General features: G+C 62.6%; 13 protein-coding genes and 1 tRNA gene. 8 read left to right on the top strand and 6 right to left on the bottom strand.

Annotation, left to right across the window (positions count from 1 at the left end; all coding sequences use genetic code 11):
* Positions 1-27: 27 nt before the first annotated feature.
* From GO606_RS18335 to GO606_RS18315, 5 genes are all read right to left on the bottom strand, one after another.
* Complete coding sequence (locus tag GO606_RS18335) at positions 28-1278, bottom strand: cyclic di-GMP phosphodiesterase (RefSeq protein WP_169117510.1); 1251 nt, start codon at positions 1276-1278, stop codon at positions 28-30.
* 79 nt (positions 1279-1357) lie between these two features.
* Positions 1358-2863 carry an NAD(P)H-hydrate dehydratase gene (locus GO606_RS18330; protein ID WP_169117509.1) on the bottom strand — a complete coding sequence of 502 codons (1506 nt, stop codon included), beginning with the start codon at positions 2861-2863 and terminating at the stop codon, positions 1358-1360.
* A gap of 146 nt (positions 2864-3009) precedes the next feature.
* Positions 3010-4548: a SpoVR family protein gene (locus GO606_RS18325; RefSeq protein WP_169117508.1), complete on the bottom strand. Its 1539-nt coding sequence runs from the start codon at positions 4546-4548 to the stop codon at positions 3010-3012.
* Positions 4545-5813, bottom strand: coding sequence for a YeaH/YhbH family protein (locus GO606_RS18320; RefSeq protein ID WP_169117507.1), 1269 nt, complete (start codon positions 5811-5813; stop codon positions 4545-4547). The genes GO606_RS18325 and GO606_RS18320 overlap by 4 nt, the downstream gene beginning before the upstream one ends.
* A 54-nt stretch (positions 5814-5867) precedes the next feature.
* Positions 5868-7790, bottom strand: coding sequence for a PrkA family serine protein kinase (locus GO606_RS18315; RefSeq protein WP_169117506.1), 1923 nt, complete (start codon positions 7788-7790; stop codon positions 5868-5870).
* Positions 7791-8139: 349 nt separating this feature from the next.
* Here GO606_RS18315 and tig point away from each other — a divergent pair, with 349 nt between their 5' ends.
* The 5 genes from tig (at position 8140) to GO606_RS18290 (ending at position 14141) form a co-directional block, all read left to right on the top strand.
* Positions 8140-9444, top strand: coding sequence for a trigger factor (gene tig, locus GO606_RS18310; RefSeq protein ID WP_169117504.1), 1305 nt, complete (start codon positions 8140-8142; stop codon positions 9442-9444).
* Positions 9445-9463: 19 nt separating this feature from the next.
* Positions 9464-10102, top strand: a complete 639-nt coding sequence (gene clpP, locus GO606_RS18305; RefSeq protein WP_169117503.1) for an ATP-dependent Clp endopeptidase proteolytic subunit ClpP — start codon at positions 9464-9466, stop codon at positions 10100-10102.
* A gap of 17 nt (positions 10103-10119) precedes the next feature.
* Positions 10120-11388 (top strand): ATP-dependent Clp protease ATP-binding subunit ClpX, encoded by a 1269-nt coding sequence (gene clpX, locus GO606_RS18300; protein ID WP_011238635.1) that lies wholly within the window; start codon positions 10120-10122, stop codon positions 11386-11388.
* A gap of 87 nt (positions 11389-11475) precedes the next feature.
* Positions 11476-13902, top strand: coding sequence for an endopeptidase La (gene lon / locus GO606_RS18295; RefSeq protein ID WP_169117502.1), 2427 nt, complete (start codon positions 11476-11478; stop codon positions 13900-13902).
* A 163-nt stretch (positions 13903-14065) separates the two neighbouring features.
* A tRNA-Val gene (locus GO606_RS18290) sits at positions 14066-14141 on the top strand.
* 118 nt (positions 14142-14259) lie between these two features.
* Here the strand turns inward: GO606_RS18290 and GO606_RS18285 are convergent.
* A complete protein-coding gene (locus GO606_RS18285) occupies positions 14260-14541 on the bottom strand; it encodes a DUF1640 domain-containing protein (RefSeq protein WP_169117500.1) in 282 nt (93 codons plus the stop codon).
* Positions 14542-14789: 248 nt separating this feature from the next.
* Between GO606_RS18285 and GO606_RS18280 the strand changes: the two genes are divergently transcribed.
* The 3 genes from GO606_RS18280 (at position 14790) to GO606_RS18270 (ending at position 17606) form a co-directional block, all read left to right on the top strand.
* Positions 14790-15335, top strand: coding sequence for a hypothetical protein (locus tag GO606_RS18280; RefSeq protein ID WP_169117499.1), 546 nt, complete (start codon positions 14790-14792; stop codon positions 15333-15335).
* 175 nt (positions 15336-15510) lie between these two features.
* The gene (locus GO606_RS18275) at positions 15511-16758 is read left to right on the top strand and encodes a ferredoxin reductase family protein (RefSeq protein WP_169117498.1); all 1248 of its coding nucleotides are present in this window, start codon (positions 15511-15513) and stop codon (positions 16756-16758) included.
* 221 nt (positions 16759-16979) lie between these two features.
* Positions 16980-17606: a superoxide dismutase family protein gene (locus tag GO606_RS18270; RefSeq protein ID WP_169117496.1), complete on the top strand. Its 627-nt coding sequence runs from the start codon at positions 16980-16982 to the stop codon at positions 17604-17606.
* The last annotated feature ends 36 nt before the right edge of the window (positions 17607-17642 follow it).

Below are 17642 nucleotides of genomic sequence, written 5' to 3'. Positions count from 1 at the left end.
GCGCGGTATTTACCGTCCCCCGGTTTCCTAATTCCTGCTGCCTTCGACAAGGTAGTCGAGACGACCGCGAGGGGCGAGGTATTCGACGGTTTCGACCGGAAGCTTGGCGGCGCTCAATGCCGATTCGATGCTCAGTTCGGCGTCGCGCAGGTCGATCAGCAGTGCCTCCGAGCGCGGAATGTCCGGGTCGTACAGCATCACCAGCGGGTGGAGCAGGTCGGCGACGTTGGTTTCGACGACCATGCCGACACTGCCGTTCGACAAGGCGACAAAAGTCCCCGGCGGGTAAACTCCGAGTGTCTTGATGAACAGTTCCACCATCTGCCGGTCATAGCGGGCGGCCTCGTTGCGGTACATCTGCCGCAGCGCTTCGGCCGGCGCCTTCGCTTCGCGCAGGTCGAACGGATTGCACAGGTTGTCGTAGCGATTCGCGATCGCTGCAATGCGGGCGAGACGGGGAATCCTTTCCGCCACGAGGCGGTTTGGAAATCCGCTGCCGTCGCAATGCTCGTGATGGCAGGCGATGATGTTCCTGACCGGCACGGGCAACGCGCGCAGCGCACTGACCGCCTTGATGCCGTAGCCGACGTGTGCCCGGTAGAATTCCTCTTCCGGCGCCGTGCGCTGAGTGCTGCGCAGAATGCGCGGCGGGATGTCCTGCTTGCCCACGTCGTGAAGGAGGGCACCGAGGCCGAGGTGCCTCATGTCCTCGTCCGGCAGCCGCAGCGTTTTGCCCAGCATCAGCGAAAGGCCCATCACGTTCAGCGCGTGAAAGGCGAGACCGCCTTCGCGGCTCTTCTGGCTGACGAGATGGATGACCATGTTCTCGGTACCGAGCAGGTTTTCGACGATCCCGCCAACCAGCGCGCAAGCGTGGCGGTGCGCGTCCTGCGGGCGGGCGAGCAGGGAGCGGAAGATGTCGCCCGCCACGACGGTCTGCTGTTCGAACTGCCGTTCCCGACGCGCCAAGCCTTCGCGCTGATGTCGCACCCGCTCGAGACGCACGCGTTTTTCGTCCTGCATGCCGGCCAGCGCCGCACGACCGAAATCCGGCTCCGGCGCGCTGGCACTTCCGGCAGGGCATTCGGGGAGCGGGGCGACGGTACTGCGCGCAGGGTCCCACTCGACCGCGACGATCCCCATTTCGCGCATCGCCTGGATCTGCCGCTCGCTCGAAAGGCAGAACCGGTTCAGCAGGAACGGGTGTTTCATCCATCCATGGCCCGAGAGCGAGACAAATATTCCGGGCTGGAGGCGATTGACACTGATTTGCGGCATGAAGGGCGGAGGTCGGGACGAACGCCGATTCTAGCAGTGCACCGGGCGCGCTTCCGACATCGCATCAAGGGCACTGACTTCAGCGCCCCCGGGCGGCCTTCACGATCCAGCCGTTGAATACGCCGCGCGCGGCCTCGGCGACTTCGCTCGCGGTCAGTCCGATCGGCCCGATGCCTTCGCGGGCAAGGCGATCGGCCGCCGCACCATGCAGATGCACCGCCGCAAGCAGCGCCGACCGGGCGGGCCAGCCTTGGGCGAGCAGGCTGGCGATCAGGCCGGTCAGCACATCTCCCATACCGGCGCTCGCCATGCCGGGATGGCCGGTGGTGTTGATGAACCATTGTCCTGTCGTTGTCGCAAGGACGCTGCCGCCGCCCTTGAGCACGATGTCGGCGCGAAAGCGCGTCGACAGTTCGAGCGCGGAGGCAACGCGGTCAGCTTGCACGTGAGCGGTGCCGATGCCGAGGAGTCGACCAGCCTCGCCGGGATGGGGAGTGAGCAAGGTCGGGGCCTCGCGTGCGGCGACCTGCGCTTTCAGGTGTGGCGCGTCGGCCAGCAGGTTGAGCGCGTCGGCATCGAGCAGCAGGGGGCGATCGGATCCGACCGCACCCTCGAGCAGCGCAAGAGCGGTTGCGCTGGTGCCCAGGCCGGGTCCGAGCGCGAGGACGCTGGCCTGTTCGAGAACCTGCTCCGGCCGCTTCAGCATCAGCTCGGGCTGGGTGTGGTCGACCGGGAGCGCGTGATCGTCGACGAGGCCGACATACACCCGCCCGCTGCCGAGTTTCAGCGCTGCCCGGCCGGCGAGCAGCGCTGCGCCGGTCATCCCCGGTGCGCCGCCGATGATGCCGACGTCGCCATAGCTGCCTTTGTGCGTGTTTTGCCGTCGCGGCCGCATGAACTCCCGCATCATCGCGGGGCGGATCTCGAATCCCGGCGGCGAAAGCCAGGCCGCGGGGTCGATGTCGAGCCGATGGACGTGCACCGTGCCGGCGTAGTCCGGCCCGTCGAGCGTGAGCAGGCCGGGCTTGAGCGCGATGAAGGTCAGCGTTGCGGTCGCCTGGAACACCGTGCCGAGGATTGCGCCGGTGTCGGCGTCGAGGCCGCTCGGGATGTCGATCGCGAGCCGCGGTGCCTGCTGCGCGTTCATCGTGTCGATCCAGCGCGCGTAGCGGCCTTCGACCGGCCGGCGCAGGCCGATACCGAACAGCGCGTCGACGACGAGTGCCCAGCCGTTCGCCGGCGCGCCGGGAAAGTCCGAAACCGTTTCACCGCCGGCCGCACGCCACGCGGTGAACGCCGCCGCGGCGTCGGGCGGCAGACTGCGCGGATCTTCGGCAAACGCCACCGTCACCGGCCGCCCGGCCTGCAGGAGCCGGCGGGCCATGACCAGCCCGTCGCCGCCGTTGTTACCCGGCCCGCACACGATAAGCACGTGTCCTGCACGGTCCTGCGTCAGGCGCACGGCTTCTTCCGCCGCCGCGCGGCCAGCCCGCTCCATCAGCGTTGGCTGGGCGAGCGGTGCGACGCGCGCTTCGATGGTGCGGATGCCGGCGACCGGATAGATCGGACTGGGCGGCTGGAACATGGGGTCTCCGATGACAAGGGAAAGACCCGATTCTACCGCCCGGGGATTTGTCGATGATGCGTGGCGGGTGATTCCTGCGACGTTGCAAAGGTTCGGCAGGCCGCCGCGTGCTCTGCTCCTCGCAGCGGGCCCTGTCCGTGTGCCCGTCAGTTGTCCGGATGACCGCGGCGCTTCTCGATCCTCGTCTCCTGCACGAGTTCGATGCTGCCGTCCTCATGCTGCGTCTCGAGGCGTACGGTGAACCCCCACAGTCGCGCCATGTGTTTCATGACTTCGTCAATGGTGCCGCCGAGGGGCCGGCGCCGGTATTCCTGGTGGCGCAATGTCAACGAGCGGTCGCCCCGCAGATCCACGTTCCAGACCTGGATGTTCGGCTCGCGGCTGCCGAGGTTGTACTGGTCGGACAGGATCTCGCGCACGCGACGATAACCGCGCTCGTCGTGTATCGCCGACACCTTGAGCTTGGACTCGTGCTCGTCGTCGAGAATCGCAAACAGCCGGAGATCACGGATCACCTTCGGGGACAGATACTGGGCGACGAAGCTCTCGTCCTTGAAGTTCTTCATCGCGAAATCGAGGGTCTCGCGCCAGTCGCTGCCGGCGATGTCCGGAAACCAGGCCCGATCCTCTTCCGTCGGCGATTCACAGATGCGGCGGATGTCCTGCCACATCATGAAACCCAGCGCGTAGGGGTTGATGCCGTTGTACCAGCGCTCGTTATAGGCGGGTTGATACACCACGTTGGTGTGCGACTGGAGGAATTCGAGCATGAAGCTGTCGGCCAGCAACCCCTCGTCGTACAGCCGGTTGAGGAGCGTGTAGTGCCAGAAGCACGCCCAGCCTTCGTTCATGACCTGCGTCTGGCGTTGAGGAAAGAAGTACTGCGCGATCTTGCGCACGATGCGCACGATCTCGCGCTGCCAGGGTTCGAGGAGCGGCGCGTGCTTCTCGACGAAATACAGCAGGTTCTCCTCGGGTTCGGGCGGGAAGCGTGGCCGCGACGCCCGGCCGGGCTTGGCTTCATGAACCGGCAAGGTCCGCCACAACTCGTTCACCTGGCTCTGCAGATATTCGGTGCGTTCGCTCTGGCGCAGTTTCTCCTTCGCCAGCGAGAGTTTCGGCGGGCGCTTGTAGCGGTCCACCCCCAGGTTCATCAGCGCATGGCACGAATCGAGCAGCAGTTCGACTTCTTCCTCGCCGTGGCGCTCCTCGCATTCGGCGATGTAATGCCGCGCGAAGATCAGGTAGTCGACGATTGCGTCGGCGTTGGTCCAGGTGCGGAAGAGGTAATTGCCCTTGAAGAAGCTGTTGTGGCCATAAGCCGCGTGGGCGATCACCAGCGCCTGCATCGTCAGCGTGTTCTCCTCCATCAGGTACGCGATGCAGGGGTTGGAGTTGATGACGATTTCGTACGCGAGACCCATCTGGCCGCGCCGATAGCCCTTTTCTGTCGTCAGGAAGTGCTTGCCGAAAGACCAGTGGTGATAATTCACCGGCATGCCCACGGACGCATAGGCATCCATCATCTGCTCGGCGGTGATCAGCTCGATCTGCGGCGGGTATACATCGAGGCCGAATTCGCCGGCAACCCGTGCGATTTCAGTGTGGTAGGTGTCGATCGCCTCGAACGTCCATTCGGAGGTCGCGGGTAGCTCTTTGAGCTTTTTCACGGCGGCACGTTTCATGCAAGCGTCTTCTTGAACAGTTCGCGGAATACCGGATAGATGTCGGCCGGCGCTTCGATTCTCTGCATCGCGAAGTTCTTGTGGGCCCCCATCAGTTTCTCGTATTCGCGCCAGAGGTTCTGCGGTTCGCCGGGAGTGATCTCGATGTACGCGAAGTATTGGCAGTAGGGCAGGATCTGGGTGTCGAGCAGCTCACGACAGATCGGCGAATCGTTGTCCCAGTTGTCCCCGTCGGAAGCCTGGGCACCATAGATGTTCCAGTTGCCGCGCGCGTAACGCGAAGCGATGACTTCGTGCATCAGCTTGAGCGCGCTCGACACGACCGTGCCGCCCGACTCGCGCGAGTGAAAGAACTCATCCTCGTCCACTTCCTTGGCGATCGTGTGGTGACGGATGAACACCACCTCGATGTGCTCGTAGGTGCGATTCAGGAACAGATAGAGCAGCATGAAGAAGCGCTTTGCGGTGGCCTTCTTCTCTTCGTCCATCGAGCCGGAGACATCCATCACGCAGAACATCACCGCCTGCGTCGTCGGCTTCGGCACCTTGATGCGGTTGTTGTAGCGCAGGTCGAAGCTGTCGATGAACGGGATCGCCTCGATCTTCGCCCGCACGCGGGCGATTTCCTCCCGCAGCGCGATCGCTTCCGGGCTGTCTTCGCCGCAGGCCTCGATGACTGCATCCAGTTCCTTCTGCAGTTCCCGCAGCCGCGTCGTAAACGGGGAACCGAGCGCCAGCCGGCGCCCCAGCGCTCCGCGCATCGAGCGGATGATGTTGATGTTCGCCGGCGAGCCGTCGGCGGTGAAACCGGCCCGCTGGGTCTTGTAGTCGGTGATCTTGGCCAGCTGCGTGCGGATCAGGTTCGGCAACGCGAGGTCGTCGAAGAAAATGTCGAGGAACTCCTCGCGCGACAGGTGGAAGACGAAGTCATCCTCGCCTTCGCCCTCGTTGCTGGCCTTGCCCTGGCCGCGGCCCCCGCCGCCGCCCGCCGGCGGGCGGTTGATCAGGTCGCCGCTCGAGAATTGATCGTTGCCCGAAAAGACCTGCTCCCACACGCCGCCGCGGCCGTGCTGGAATTGCGGTTCGCTCAGATCCTTCGACGGGATCGATATCTGTTCGCCGTTGTCCAGATCGCGGATCGAACGATCCTGGATCGCATCGCTGACCGCGCGGCGAATCTGCTGCTTGAAGCGGCGCATGAAGCGCTGGCGATTGACCGCGCTTTTCTTCTTGCTGTCAAACCGTCGATCGATGATGCGGGTCATGAATTCCTCCCGTGTTGGACTCCGCCCGGCGGTGCGCGCCGGGCGGGATGTCGCTTACGACGACTTGCGGACCCGCAGATACCATTCGCACAGCAGGCGGACCTGCTTCTCGGTATAGCCCTTTTCGATCATCCGGTTGACGAAGTCCTGGTGCTTCTTCTGCTCGTCGCCGCTTGCCTTCGCGTTGAAGCTGATGACCGGCAGCAGTTCCTCGGTATTCGAGAACATCTTCTTCTCGATGACCGCGCGCAGTTTCTCGTAGCTCGTCCAGCTCGGATTCTTGCCATCGTTCTTGGCCCGTGCGCGCAGCACGAAGTTCACCACCTCGTTGCGGAAATCCTTCGGATTGCTGATGCCCGCCGGCTTCTCGATCTTTTCGAGTTCGTCGTTGAGCGCCGAACGGTCGAGGATCTCGCCGGTATTGGGATCGCGGAATTCCTGGTCCTGGATCCAGAAGTCGGCGTAGGTCACGTAGCGGTCGAAAATATTCTGGCCGTACTCCGAATAGCTCTCGAGATAAGCGGTCTGGATCTCCTTGCCGATGAACTCGGCGTAGCGCGGGGCAAGAAATTCCTTGATGAAGCCCATGTAACGGGCCTCGACCTCGGGCGGGTACTGCTCCTGTTCGATCTGCTGTTCCAGTACATACATCAGGTGCACCGGGTTGGCCGCGACTTCACGGTGGTCGAAGTTGAACACCTTCGACAGTGCCTTGAACGCGAACCGCGTGGACAGACCCGTCATTCCCTCGTCCACGCCGGCGTAGTCGCGGTATTCCTGGTAGCTCTTCGCCTTCGGGTCGGTGTCCTTGAGGTTCTCGCCATCGTACACCCGCATCTTCGAATAGATGCTCGAGTTCTCGGGCTCCTTGAGCCGCGACAGCGTCGCGAACTGCGCCATCATCCGCAGCGTGTCGGGCGCGCACGGCGCGGCCGCGAGCGAACTCTCGGTAAGCAGTTTCTCGTAGATGTGTATCTCGTCCGACACCCGCAGGCAGTACGGCACTTTCACCGTGTAGATGCGGTCGAGGAACGCTTCGTTGTTGCGGTTGTTCTTGAACGCCACCCACTCCGATTCGTTCGAGTGCGCCATCACGATGCCGTCGAACGGGATCGCGCCGAAGCCCTCGGTGCCCTTGTAGTTGCCTTCCTGCGTCGCGGTCAGCAGCGGATGCAGCACCTTGATCGGCGCCTTGAACATCTCGACGAATTCGAGCAGGCCGCGGTTGGCGAGGCACAGGCCACCCGAATAGCTGTACGCGTCGGGGTCGTCCTGCGAATATTCCTCGAGCTTGCGAATGTCGATTTTGCCGACGAGTGAAGAAATGTCCTGATTGTTCTCGTCGCCGGGTTCGGTCTTCGCGACCGCGATCTGTTTGAGGACTGACGGGCGCAGCTTGACGACGCGGAAGCGGGTGATGTCGCCACCGAACTCATGCAGCCGCTTGACCGCCCAGGGGCTCATGATCGTGTTGACGTAGCGGCTCGGGATGCCGAAGTCGTCTTCCAGCAGACGGCCGTCCTCGTTCACGTCGAACAAACCGAGCGGCGACTCGTGCACCGGCGATCCCTTGATCGCATAGAACGGCACTTTTTCGATCAGCGACTTCAGTTTTTCGGCAAGCGACGACTTGCCGCCGCCGACCGGACCGAGCAGGTACAGGATCTGTTTCTTCTCTTCCAGTCCCTGCGCCGCGTGACGAAAGTAGGAAACGATGTGCTCGATGACCTCTTCCATGCCGTAAAAGTCACGGAAGGCCGGATACAGCTTGAGCATCTTGTTGGAAAAGATGCGTGACCGCCGCGGGTCGACGCGCGTGTCCACGAGTTCGGGCTCCCCGATGGCCATCAGTATCCGTTCCGCGGAGGTGGCATATGCCGAGCGGTCCGACTTGCACAGCTCGAGATACTCCTGGATCGACATCTCTTCTTCGCGGGCTGCCTCGAATCGCGCCTGATAGGCATTGAAGATGGTCATCTGGATATCTCCCTTCATGATCGAATCAGTTGAAACACAGAGCGGTCGAGACGCTCTTGGACGTTTGGCGAACGGCCCGGCACCCTCATGCCGGCGCGTCTCCAGCCCCTGTCGTCACCCGTGAGAGGCACATGGACGCAGCAAGTTCCATGCAATGTGCACCCTGACGGGAAAGATTATTCGTGCCATTTTGCGGCCGGAAGGCGGCTGGAAGGAAGGTCCGGAGGCTGTGTTAGAATTAAATTTTTACTCCTAACATGCCCGTTGAACTCACCTTGATCGGCATCGCGCCGCTTGCTGGTCGGGAGTCGATTTTCGGGGCAAACTTTGACTTGTCAGGGATCACTTAATGCAGACCAACCAGGAAACGCAAGGCGCGCTCGAGCGCCGCATCGACATGTCCGTGCCCATGGCGGAGATCGACAAGGAAGTCGATTCTCGGCTGAAGCGGATGGCCCGCACCGTGAAGATGCCGGGTTTCCGGCCGGGCAAGGTGCCGATGAAGATCGTCGCGCAAACCTACGGCTCGCAGGCTCGTTCCGAAGCGATCGGCGCAGCGATAGAAAAAGCGTTCGGCGACAAGGTGCGGGAACAGAATTTGCGCGTCGCGGGCTACCCGCGGATCGAGCCGCGTGAAGCGGCAGCAGAGGGAGCACTGGAATTCAGCGCGGTGTTCGAAGTCTATCCACAGGTGCCGTTGGGTGACTTGTCGGGACAGAAGGTGGAGCGGCCGGTCCTGACGGTGGGCGACGCTGAAGTCGACAAGACGATCGAAGTGCTGCGCAAGCAGCGCACGACCTTCGAGGCCGCGGATCGTCCCGCTCAGGACGGTGACCGGGTGGTGATCGACTTTGCGGGACGCAAGGACGGGGAACTGTTCGAGGGCGGACAGGCGCAGGATTTCCCGTTCGTGATCGGAGCCGGTTCGATGCTCAAGGATTTCGAGAGCGCCGTGCTGGGTCTCAAGGTCGGCGAAACGAAGACTTTTGAAATGACGTTCCCCGAGGATTACCACGCGGCCGACCTTGCCGGCCAGAATGTGGAGTTCGAAATCACGGTGAAAGGCGTCGAGGCTCCGGTCCTGCCCGCCGTGGATGCGGATCTCGCCCGCGCGCTGGGAGTTGCCGACGGTGACGTGACGAAGCTGCGTGACGAAGTCCGGGCCAACCTGGAGCGCGAAGTGAAACGTCGCATCCAGGGGAAGGTCAAGGAACAGGTGATGGAGGCGCTGCTGGTGGCGAATCCGATCGAGGTGCCGAAAGCGCTGGTCGAGGCCGAGTCGAGGCAGCTCGCCGAGAACGCGAAGCGCGACCTCGAAATGCGCGGCATGAAGACCAAGGACATCCCCGTGGAGCCGGCATGGTTTGCCGACCAGGCGGTTCGCCGCGTGAAGCTCGGCCTCATCATGGCAGAGCTGGTCAACGCGAAGGAACTGTACGCAAAACCGGAGCAGGTCCGCGCGATGATCGACGAGATGGCGCAAAGTTACGAGGATCCGGCGGAACTGGTGCGCTGGTACTACGCTCAACCGGAACGTCTGGGCCAGGCCGAAGCGGTCGTAATCGAGGACAACGTTGTTGCGTGGGTGCTGTCCCAGACTCAAACTGAGGACAAGACGGTCACTTTCGACGAATTGATGGGTAACGCGGCCTGATGCCGCAAGGGGCAAAGCAATGAACAGTGCAGCGCCACATGGAAGCAGCAACTGGGATCCGGTCGGCCTCGGACTGGTCCCGATGGTGGTCGAACAAAGCGGTCGGGGCGAGCGCGCTTACGACATCTACTCGCGCCTGCTGAAGGAACGGGTGATCTTTCTGGTCGGCCCGGTCAACGACGTGACCGCGAACCTGATCGTGGCGCAGCTGCTGTTCCTGGAATCCGAGAACCCGGACAAGGATGTCTATTTCTACATCAATTCGCCGGGTGGTTCGGTGTCGGCGGGGATGGCGATCTACGACACGATGCAATTCATCAAGCCGAGCGTGAGCACCTTGTGCATCGGGCAGGCGGCGAGCATGGGTTCGTTCCTGCTCGCGGCCGGCGAGAAAGGCAAGCGCTTCTGCCTGCCCAATTCGCGCGTGATGATCCATCAGCCGCTCGGTGGGTTCCAGGGGCAGGCTTCCGATATCGAAATCCACGCCCGCGAGATCCTCAGCATTCGCGCGAAACTGAACGAGATGCTGGCCAAGCATACCGGCCAGCCGATCGAGCAGATCGAGAAGGATACCGACCGGGACCGGTTCATGTCGGCTACCGATGCCGTGGAGTACGGCATTGTCGACAAGGTGCTGACCAATCGCGCCGACAGTTGATATAAGAGAGGAAGACCATGACGGATAAAAAGGCGGGTGGCGAAAAGCTGCTGTACTGCTCGTTTTGCGGGAAGAGCCAGCATGAGGTTCGCAAACTCATTGCGGGGCCGTCGGTCTTTATCTGCGACGAGTGCATCGAACTGTGCAACGACATCATTCGCGACGAGATTGCCGAAACCGTCGACGCGGAAGGGACTCGCACGACGTTGCCTACCCCGCAGGAAATCTGCGAGATCCTTAACCAGTATGTGATCGGACAGACCCAGGCCAAACGCAACCTGTCGGTCGCTGTATACAACCATTACAAGCGCCTGCGCCACCTTTCCGGCCGCAAGGAAGAGGTCGAGCTGTCGAAGAGCAACATCCTGCTGATCGGCCCGACCGGTTCGGGCAAGACGCTGCTCGCGCAGACCCTGGCGCGCCTGCTCAACGTGCCTTTTGTCATGGCCGATGCGACGACGCTCACCGAGGCCGGATACGTTGGCGAGGACGTCGAGAACATCATCCAGAAGTTGCTGCAGAAATGCGACTACGACGTCGACAAGGCGCAGCACGGCATCGTCTATATCGACGAAATCGACAAGATTTCGCGCAAGTCGGACAACCCGTCGATCACGCGCGACGTCTCCGGCGAAGGCGTGCAGCAGGCGCTGCTGAAGCTGATCGAAGGGACGGTCGCGTCGATTCCGCCCCAGGGCGGGCGCAAGCATCCCAACCAGGATTTCATCCAGATCGACACGACGAACATCCTGTTCATTTGTGGCGGCGCGTTCGACGGCCTTGAAAAAGTGATCCGCAACCGTACCGAAAAGATCGGCATCGGTTTCGGCGCCGAGATCAAGAGTCGCGAGGGAAAGAACGTCTCGGAGTCGTTCCGTCAGGTCGAACCCGAGGATCTCATCAAGTTCGGTCTGATCCCGGAATTCGTGGGCCGGTTGCCGGTTGTCGCCACGTTGCAGGAACTTGATGAAGAAGCGCTGATCCAGATCCTGGTCGAGCCGAAAAACGCGCTCGTCAAGCAGTACCAGAAGCTTTTTTCGATGGAAGGCGTCGACCTCGAGATTCGTCCCGCGGCGCTTCATGCGGTGGCTCGCAAGGCGATCCGGCGCAAGACCGGGGCACGTGGCTTGCGTTCGATTCTCGAGTCGGCTTTGCTCGATATCATGTATGACCTGCCCACGCTGGAAGGGGTGGAAAAGGTGGTGGTGGATGAAGGCACCATCGAAGAGGGCGCTCAGCCCCTTCTGATGTATGCCGAGCAGCCGAAGGTTTCGGGCTCTAACTAGCCCAGGCGAATCGGTCGCGCGCCGCTTGATTTTTCCCGGTCGGGCCCCCATGTGGGCTCGACACGTCCCATCGAGGTAACAACAATCATGTCAGGCCCGCTCGACCTCCCCAACGAACAAATGGAACTGCCGCTTCTGCCGTTGCGCGACGTGGTGGTGTTTCCCCATATGGTGATCCCGCTCTTCGTCGGGCGTCCGAAGTCGATCAAGGCTCTCGAGAACGCGATGGAGGCGGGCAAGGGTATCCTGCTGGTGGCGCAGAAGTCGGCCGCCAAGGACGAACCGTCGGCCGAAGATCTGTACGAAATCGGCTGCATCGCGAACATCCTGCAGATGCTCAAGCTTCCGGACGGCACGATCAAGGTGCTCGTGGAAGGCGTGCAGCGCGGCCGCGTCGACTCGGTCGAAGACCAGCGCAGTGTCTTCGTCGCGAAAGTCACGCCGGTGCCGGTGCCCGAAACCGACACCAACGAACTCGAGGCGATGCGCAGGGCGATCGTCGCGCAGTTCGACCAGTACGTGAAACTCAACAAGAAGATCCCCCCCGAGATTCTCGCGTCGCTCGCCGGCATCGAGGATCCGGGCCGGCTTGCGGACACGATCGCGGCGCATCTGCCGCTCAAGCTCGAGCAGAAGCAGGAAGTGCTGGAAATGTTCGGCGCTGGCGAACGGCTCGAGCGGTTGCTGACGCAGCTCGAAACCGAACTCGATATCCTGCAGGTCGAAAAGCGCATCCGCGGCCGCGTCAAGCGCCAGATGGAAAAGAGCCAGCGCGAGTACTACCTCAACGAGCAGGTCAAGGCGATCCAGAAGGAACTCGGCGAAGGCGAGGAAGGTGCCGATCTCGAGGAGATGGACCGCAAGATCAAGTCCGCCGGCATGCCGAAGGACGCGCTCGCCAAGGCGCAGGCGGAGTTCAAGAAGCTGCGCCTGATGTCACCGATGTCTGCCGAAGCGACGGTGGTGCGCAATTACATCGAGACGCTGATCGGGTTGCCGTGGAAGAAGAAGTCGCGCGTCAGTCGCGACCTGGCGGAAGCCGAAAAGATACTCGACAAGGATCACTACGGTCTGGAGCGGGTCAAGGAACGCATCCTCGAGTACCTCGCAGTCCAGCAGCGTGTCGACAAGGTAAAGGCGCCGATCCTGTGCCTCGTCGGCGCTCCGGGCGTCGGCAAGACGTCGCTCGGGCAGTCGATCGCGAAGGCGACGAACCGCAAGTTCGTGCGCATGGCGCTGGGTGGTGTCCGTGATGAGGCTGAAATCCGCGGCCATCGTCGCACTTACATCGGTTCGATGCCGGGCAAGATCCTGCAGAACATGCAGAAAGTCGGCGTCAAGAACCCGCTGTTCCTGCTCGACGAGGTCGACAAGCTGGGTCAGGACTTCCGCGGGGACCCGAGTTCCGCACTGCTCGAAGTGCTCGATCCCGAGCAGAACCACACATTCCAGGATCATTACATCGAGGTGGATTTCGACCTCTCCGACGTGATGTTCGTGGCGACCGCGAATACGTTGAACATTCCCCCCGCACTGCTCGACCGGATGGAGGTGATCCGCCTGTCCGGCTATACCGAGGATGAAAAGGTCAACATCGCGCAGCGTTACCTGCTGCCGAAGCAGATGAAGAACAACGGCCTCAAGCGCGACGAGCTGTCCGTGACGGAAGAGGCGTTGCGCGATGTATGCAGGTATTACACGCGCGAGGCAGGGGTGCGCAGCCTGGAACGCGAAATCTCCAAGATATGCCGCAAAGTCGTGAAATCGCTGGTGTTGCGCAAGCGCGCGAGCAAGATCATCGTCAATGCCCGCAATCTCGACAAGTATCTCGGGGTTCGTCGCTACTCCTTCGGCATGGCGGAAAAAGAAAACCAGGTCGGGCAAGTGACCGGGCTGGCATGGACGGAAGTGGGTGGCGAATTGCTGACCGTCGAGGCGGTGGTGTTGCCCGGCAAGGGCAAGATCATGACCACCGGCAAGCTCGGCGAAGTGATGCAGGAGTCGGTCCAGGCCGCGTTGTCGGTGGTGCGCAAGCGCGCTCGCTCGCTCGGCGTCCATGAGGATTTCTACCAGAAGAGCGACATTCACATCCATTTGCCGGAAGGCGCAATTCCAAAAGACGGACCTTCGGCCGGCACGGCGATTTGCACGGCGCTGGTGTCGGTGCTGACCGGCATTCCGGTGCGCTGCGATGTCGCGATGACCGGAGAGATCACGCTACGGGGTGAAGTCCTGCCGATCGGTGGTTTGAAGGAAAAGTTGCTCGCAGCGGTTCGCGGTGGCATCCGGGTTGCGCTGATTCCTGAGGAAAACGTCAAGGATCTGGCCGAGATCCCGGAGAACATCAAGAATACACTCGAGCTGATCCCGGTACGGTGGATCGACCAGGTGCTCGAACACGCACTCGAGCGACAGCCGCAGCCGCTGACCGAATCCGAACTCGCGCAGGAGACGGCGACGGTAGCGGAGCCTGCCGAAGGCGTGGCTGGCAAGAGCAGCGCCAGAGCGCACTGAGCGCGCTCCGCTTCACGCCCACGGAAGACGCGGCGCAGCTGGTTTTCACGCTGCGCCGCGGCCGCGCCCGGATCGGCTGCATCGGAAGGGCCAAGGCGAAATTGCACTGGCAAAGCGGCAAAGGATGGTTTAAAGTCTCCGGCTTCCTCGAGTCTCCGGCTACGGGTGCTTAGCTCAGTTGGTAGAGCGCCGCCCTTACAAGGCGGATGTCGGCGGTTCGAGCCCGTCAGCACCTACCAGATACGAAGAACAACCAGTGTCACGCAGTACCCTAACCCGCACGGCTCAAGGCTTTGCGGGTTTTTTCTTGTGTCAGGCAGTGCCACCAAGAAGCACGCCATGAAACCGGATGGACGGTTACAGCAGCTTCACCAGGGCGGCGACGAGCGCAGCTTGGCCGAGCAGCAGTCCTGCGACCCATTTGACGATGTCGCTTTTCGCTTCGTTGATCCGGGCGTCAATGTCGCTCTTCACTGCTATACGCAGTGCCTCGAGATCTTGTCGCGTGGCCACTTCACCGAGGCCGGTGGCGAACACGTCGGCGAGCGCCGAGGCTTCCGCTTCCGCCTGGGCAGCAGGTACGCCCGCTTCACGGAGCCGTTGGGCATATCGCAAGGTGTCGAAGGTGATCGCGCTCATGCGCCCATTGTAGCGGCTGAGCCGTGGCATGCAATGCCGCCCCACTGGCGTGGGGATGCTGGCTCCGGACCAAACGACACGGAGCTTCAGCCATGCGTAATTCCGCACCGGGCACGCACGCCCACACCCCGAATTTCCCCCGTTCACCAGATACGAACAACAACCAGCATCACGCAGTACCCTAACCCGCACGCCCCAAGGCTTTGCGGGTTTTTTGTTGTGTCAGGCTGCAAAGTCCTGACGCTCGCATGGAGAAGGTGCTCATTCATCTTCAGTTCAGGCAACAAAATCTAGACTCGGTCACATGTTTCCAACTACCGGGTCTTGTCATGAACCGTCGCCTCGCAACTTCCGTCCTGCTTGTCTCGGCGCTGCTTTTCGCGCCTCCTTTGGCGTTTGCCGACGTTGAGGAATCGGCGCGCTCCGAACGTCTCGCGGACCGTGCCGCCGCGCCCGGACCGCTGCAGCAGCGCATGGAGGTGATTCGCGCGATGCTCGTCACCTCCATCGATGCTCATCCCGACCTGCGCTTGTCGCGGGCCGAAGGCGCAGCGCTTGCGCTGGAGGTGGGCAGGGAAATCGACTCGATTCTGGCGGACAAGGCGATTTCCCGCGCGGCGGGCAGACAGGCGAGTTTCCTGCTCGGCGACATGCGTGACGGGCTCGATCTCATGCGCACGGCAAGCCACGATGACGCGCGGCGCGTCGGACTGATGAAAGTGGTCCAGGACCTGAGACTCTACGGGCTGCTGTTCGAACATCCAGGATGGCAGGGCGTGCCGGAAATCCGCTGAATGGGGCGAAGCGTCATCCGGACACCCTGGACATCCTGTGGCGCCACTCCTTCAGCTTGACGACCCCGATGTCCTACATCCCGGTACACCAGAAGGCGCAGGCGCAGGGCATGATCCTGCCCGGCCCGCAGCGGCGGCGCCTGCCCCGGTCACTGCACAAACCTGAGTTTTCATCATGAAACGAATCAAGCTCGGACTCATCTTCATCCTCATCTCGCTCAGCCTGCTCTGGTGGCAGGCCGATCCGCTGCTGCTGCAGGGCGACAGTTTCTTCGCCATTCGCAAGCTGGTGGTCAACTACACCGGCGTGCTTGCCATGGGCGTGATGAGCTTCGCCATGCTGCTGGCTTTGCGACCGGTGATCCTGGAACCGCTGCTCGGCGGGCTGGACAAGGGCTATCGGCTGCACAAGTGGCTCGAGCGTCCGCAGCGCGGTCCGCGCCCGGAGCAGAGCGTGGAGATCTTCCGCTTCTTCCAGGAGCAGCGCGGCCTGGCCGAAACCATCGGCGAGTGGGCGTTCTACGTGTTCGTCGCCGCGGCTGCGATCGCGCTCACCAAGCGCTTTCCCTACCGTCGCTTCTTCCAGATACACCGCGTGCTCGCGGTTGTGTATCTGGCGCTCGTGGTGCACAGCGTGATCCTGCTGCCGTTCCCGTACTGGGGCACCGCCGTCGGCGTCGTGATGGGGGTCTTGATGGCGGGTGGCAGCTACGCGGCAGTCAAATCCCTGCGCGGCCGAATCGGCCGCAGTCATCGCGCCGCGGCCGAGATCGAGACGCTCGTGCGCCATCCGGGCAATCAGGTGCTCGAAGTCGGGCTCAGGCTGAAGAGCCCGTGGCGTGGCCATGAGGCCGGCCAGTTCGCCTTCGTCACCTTCGACCGGCGCGAGGGGCCGCATCCTTTCACGATTTCGTCGGCGTGGAAGGGGGACGGGCGGCTGGTATTCATGATCAAGGCGCTGGGTGACTACACGAAGACTCTGCCGGAGATACTCAGCGTGGGGAACCCGGCCGAAGTGGAGGGGCCGTACGGCCGCTTCGACTTCAGCGGCGACCAGGCGCACCAGATCTGGGTGGCGGGCGGCATCGGCATCACGCCCTTCATCGCCCGTCTGCAGGGGCTGGCGAGTGAACCGTCGCATCCGCCGGTCGATCTTTTCTACAGCACCAGCGCGCCGGACGAAAACTTCATCGCGAGCATCCGGCAACTGGCCGAGCGCGCAAGGGTCCGGCTGCATGTCCTGATTGCCGACCGGGACGGCCGCCTCGATGCGGACGGAATCTGTCGCCACGTGCCGGACTGGCAAGCGGCCGGGTTGTGGTTCTGCGGACCAGCCGGATTCGGGCAGGCATTGCGTCAGGCGTTCAGCGCGAAAGGGTTCGCCGAGGAGAGGTTTCACCAGGAACTGTTCGAGATGCGATGAGGGAACCCCTGATCGCAACTATCGGACCACGCGCCGGGCACCTATACAGTAGGGATGCCGTTAGCGTCAGCGCACTGGCGTCATGTGGGCGAGCATCGGCGGGACGTGTCGGCGCGGCTCCGGAGGCGGGGGCCGGAGCACAGCGTCTTCGCTGGACAGCGCGATCGCTGGCGCTTTGGTTTCATCACGCCTGCGGTCCGTCCCTTCGTGGTAGTCCTTCAATGAACAAGGAGACTGTGATGATCCGAGGATGCCGTACGGCGGTGATTGCGGTTGCACTGGGGAGTCTGTTGCCGGCAGCGCAGGCCGCCGACTCGATGGAGCGTGATGGAGATCGCGTGACGCGGTTGAGGGCGTCGGCCACGATCGATGGCTGCACCGATCCCGGTATTGTGGGCGCGGCGCGTTTTGTCGAGCGCCCCTCGCCCGAGGGAGTGAAGCTCGTCGATGTTCAGATTTCGGTGAAAGGATTGCCCGATGGCCTGCATGCCGTTCATATTCATCAGACCGGAGCGTGTGCCCCCACCTGCGCCGCCGCGGGTGGTCATTTCGATCCGGGACCGTACGGCCACGTGTCGCCCGACGGTAATCACCCGTTCCACGCCGGCGACCTGATCAACCTCGACGTCAAGAATGGTCGCGGCATGCTCAGGACCACCACCAGCCGAGTGACCCTTTCGCCCGGCCCGCTCGGGGTGTTCGACAGCGACGGCAGCGCCCTCATTGTGCATATCGATCCCGATACCTATTGTCCTGACGGCCCGGTCCCCGGTTGCGCAGGGGGCGGGCGCGCTGCTTGCGGCGTCATCGAACCGGTCGGTGGCGACGAGGACGAGTGGTTCGATTGAACAGCCCGCCAGTGCCGGCCCCATCGTGGTGAAAAT

Source organism: Aromatoleum anaerobium, from assembly GCF_012910705.2.
GTDB classification, from domain to species: domain Bacteria; phylum Pseudomonadota; class Gammaproteobacteria; order Burkholderiales; family Rhodocyclaceae; genus Aromatoleum; species Aromatoleum anaerobium.
The sequence above is the reverse complement of the archived record's forward strand: the minus strand, read 5'-3'. Positions and strand labels throughout refer to the sequence as shown.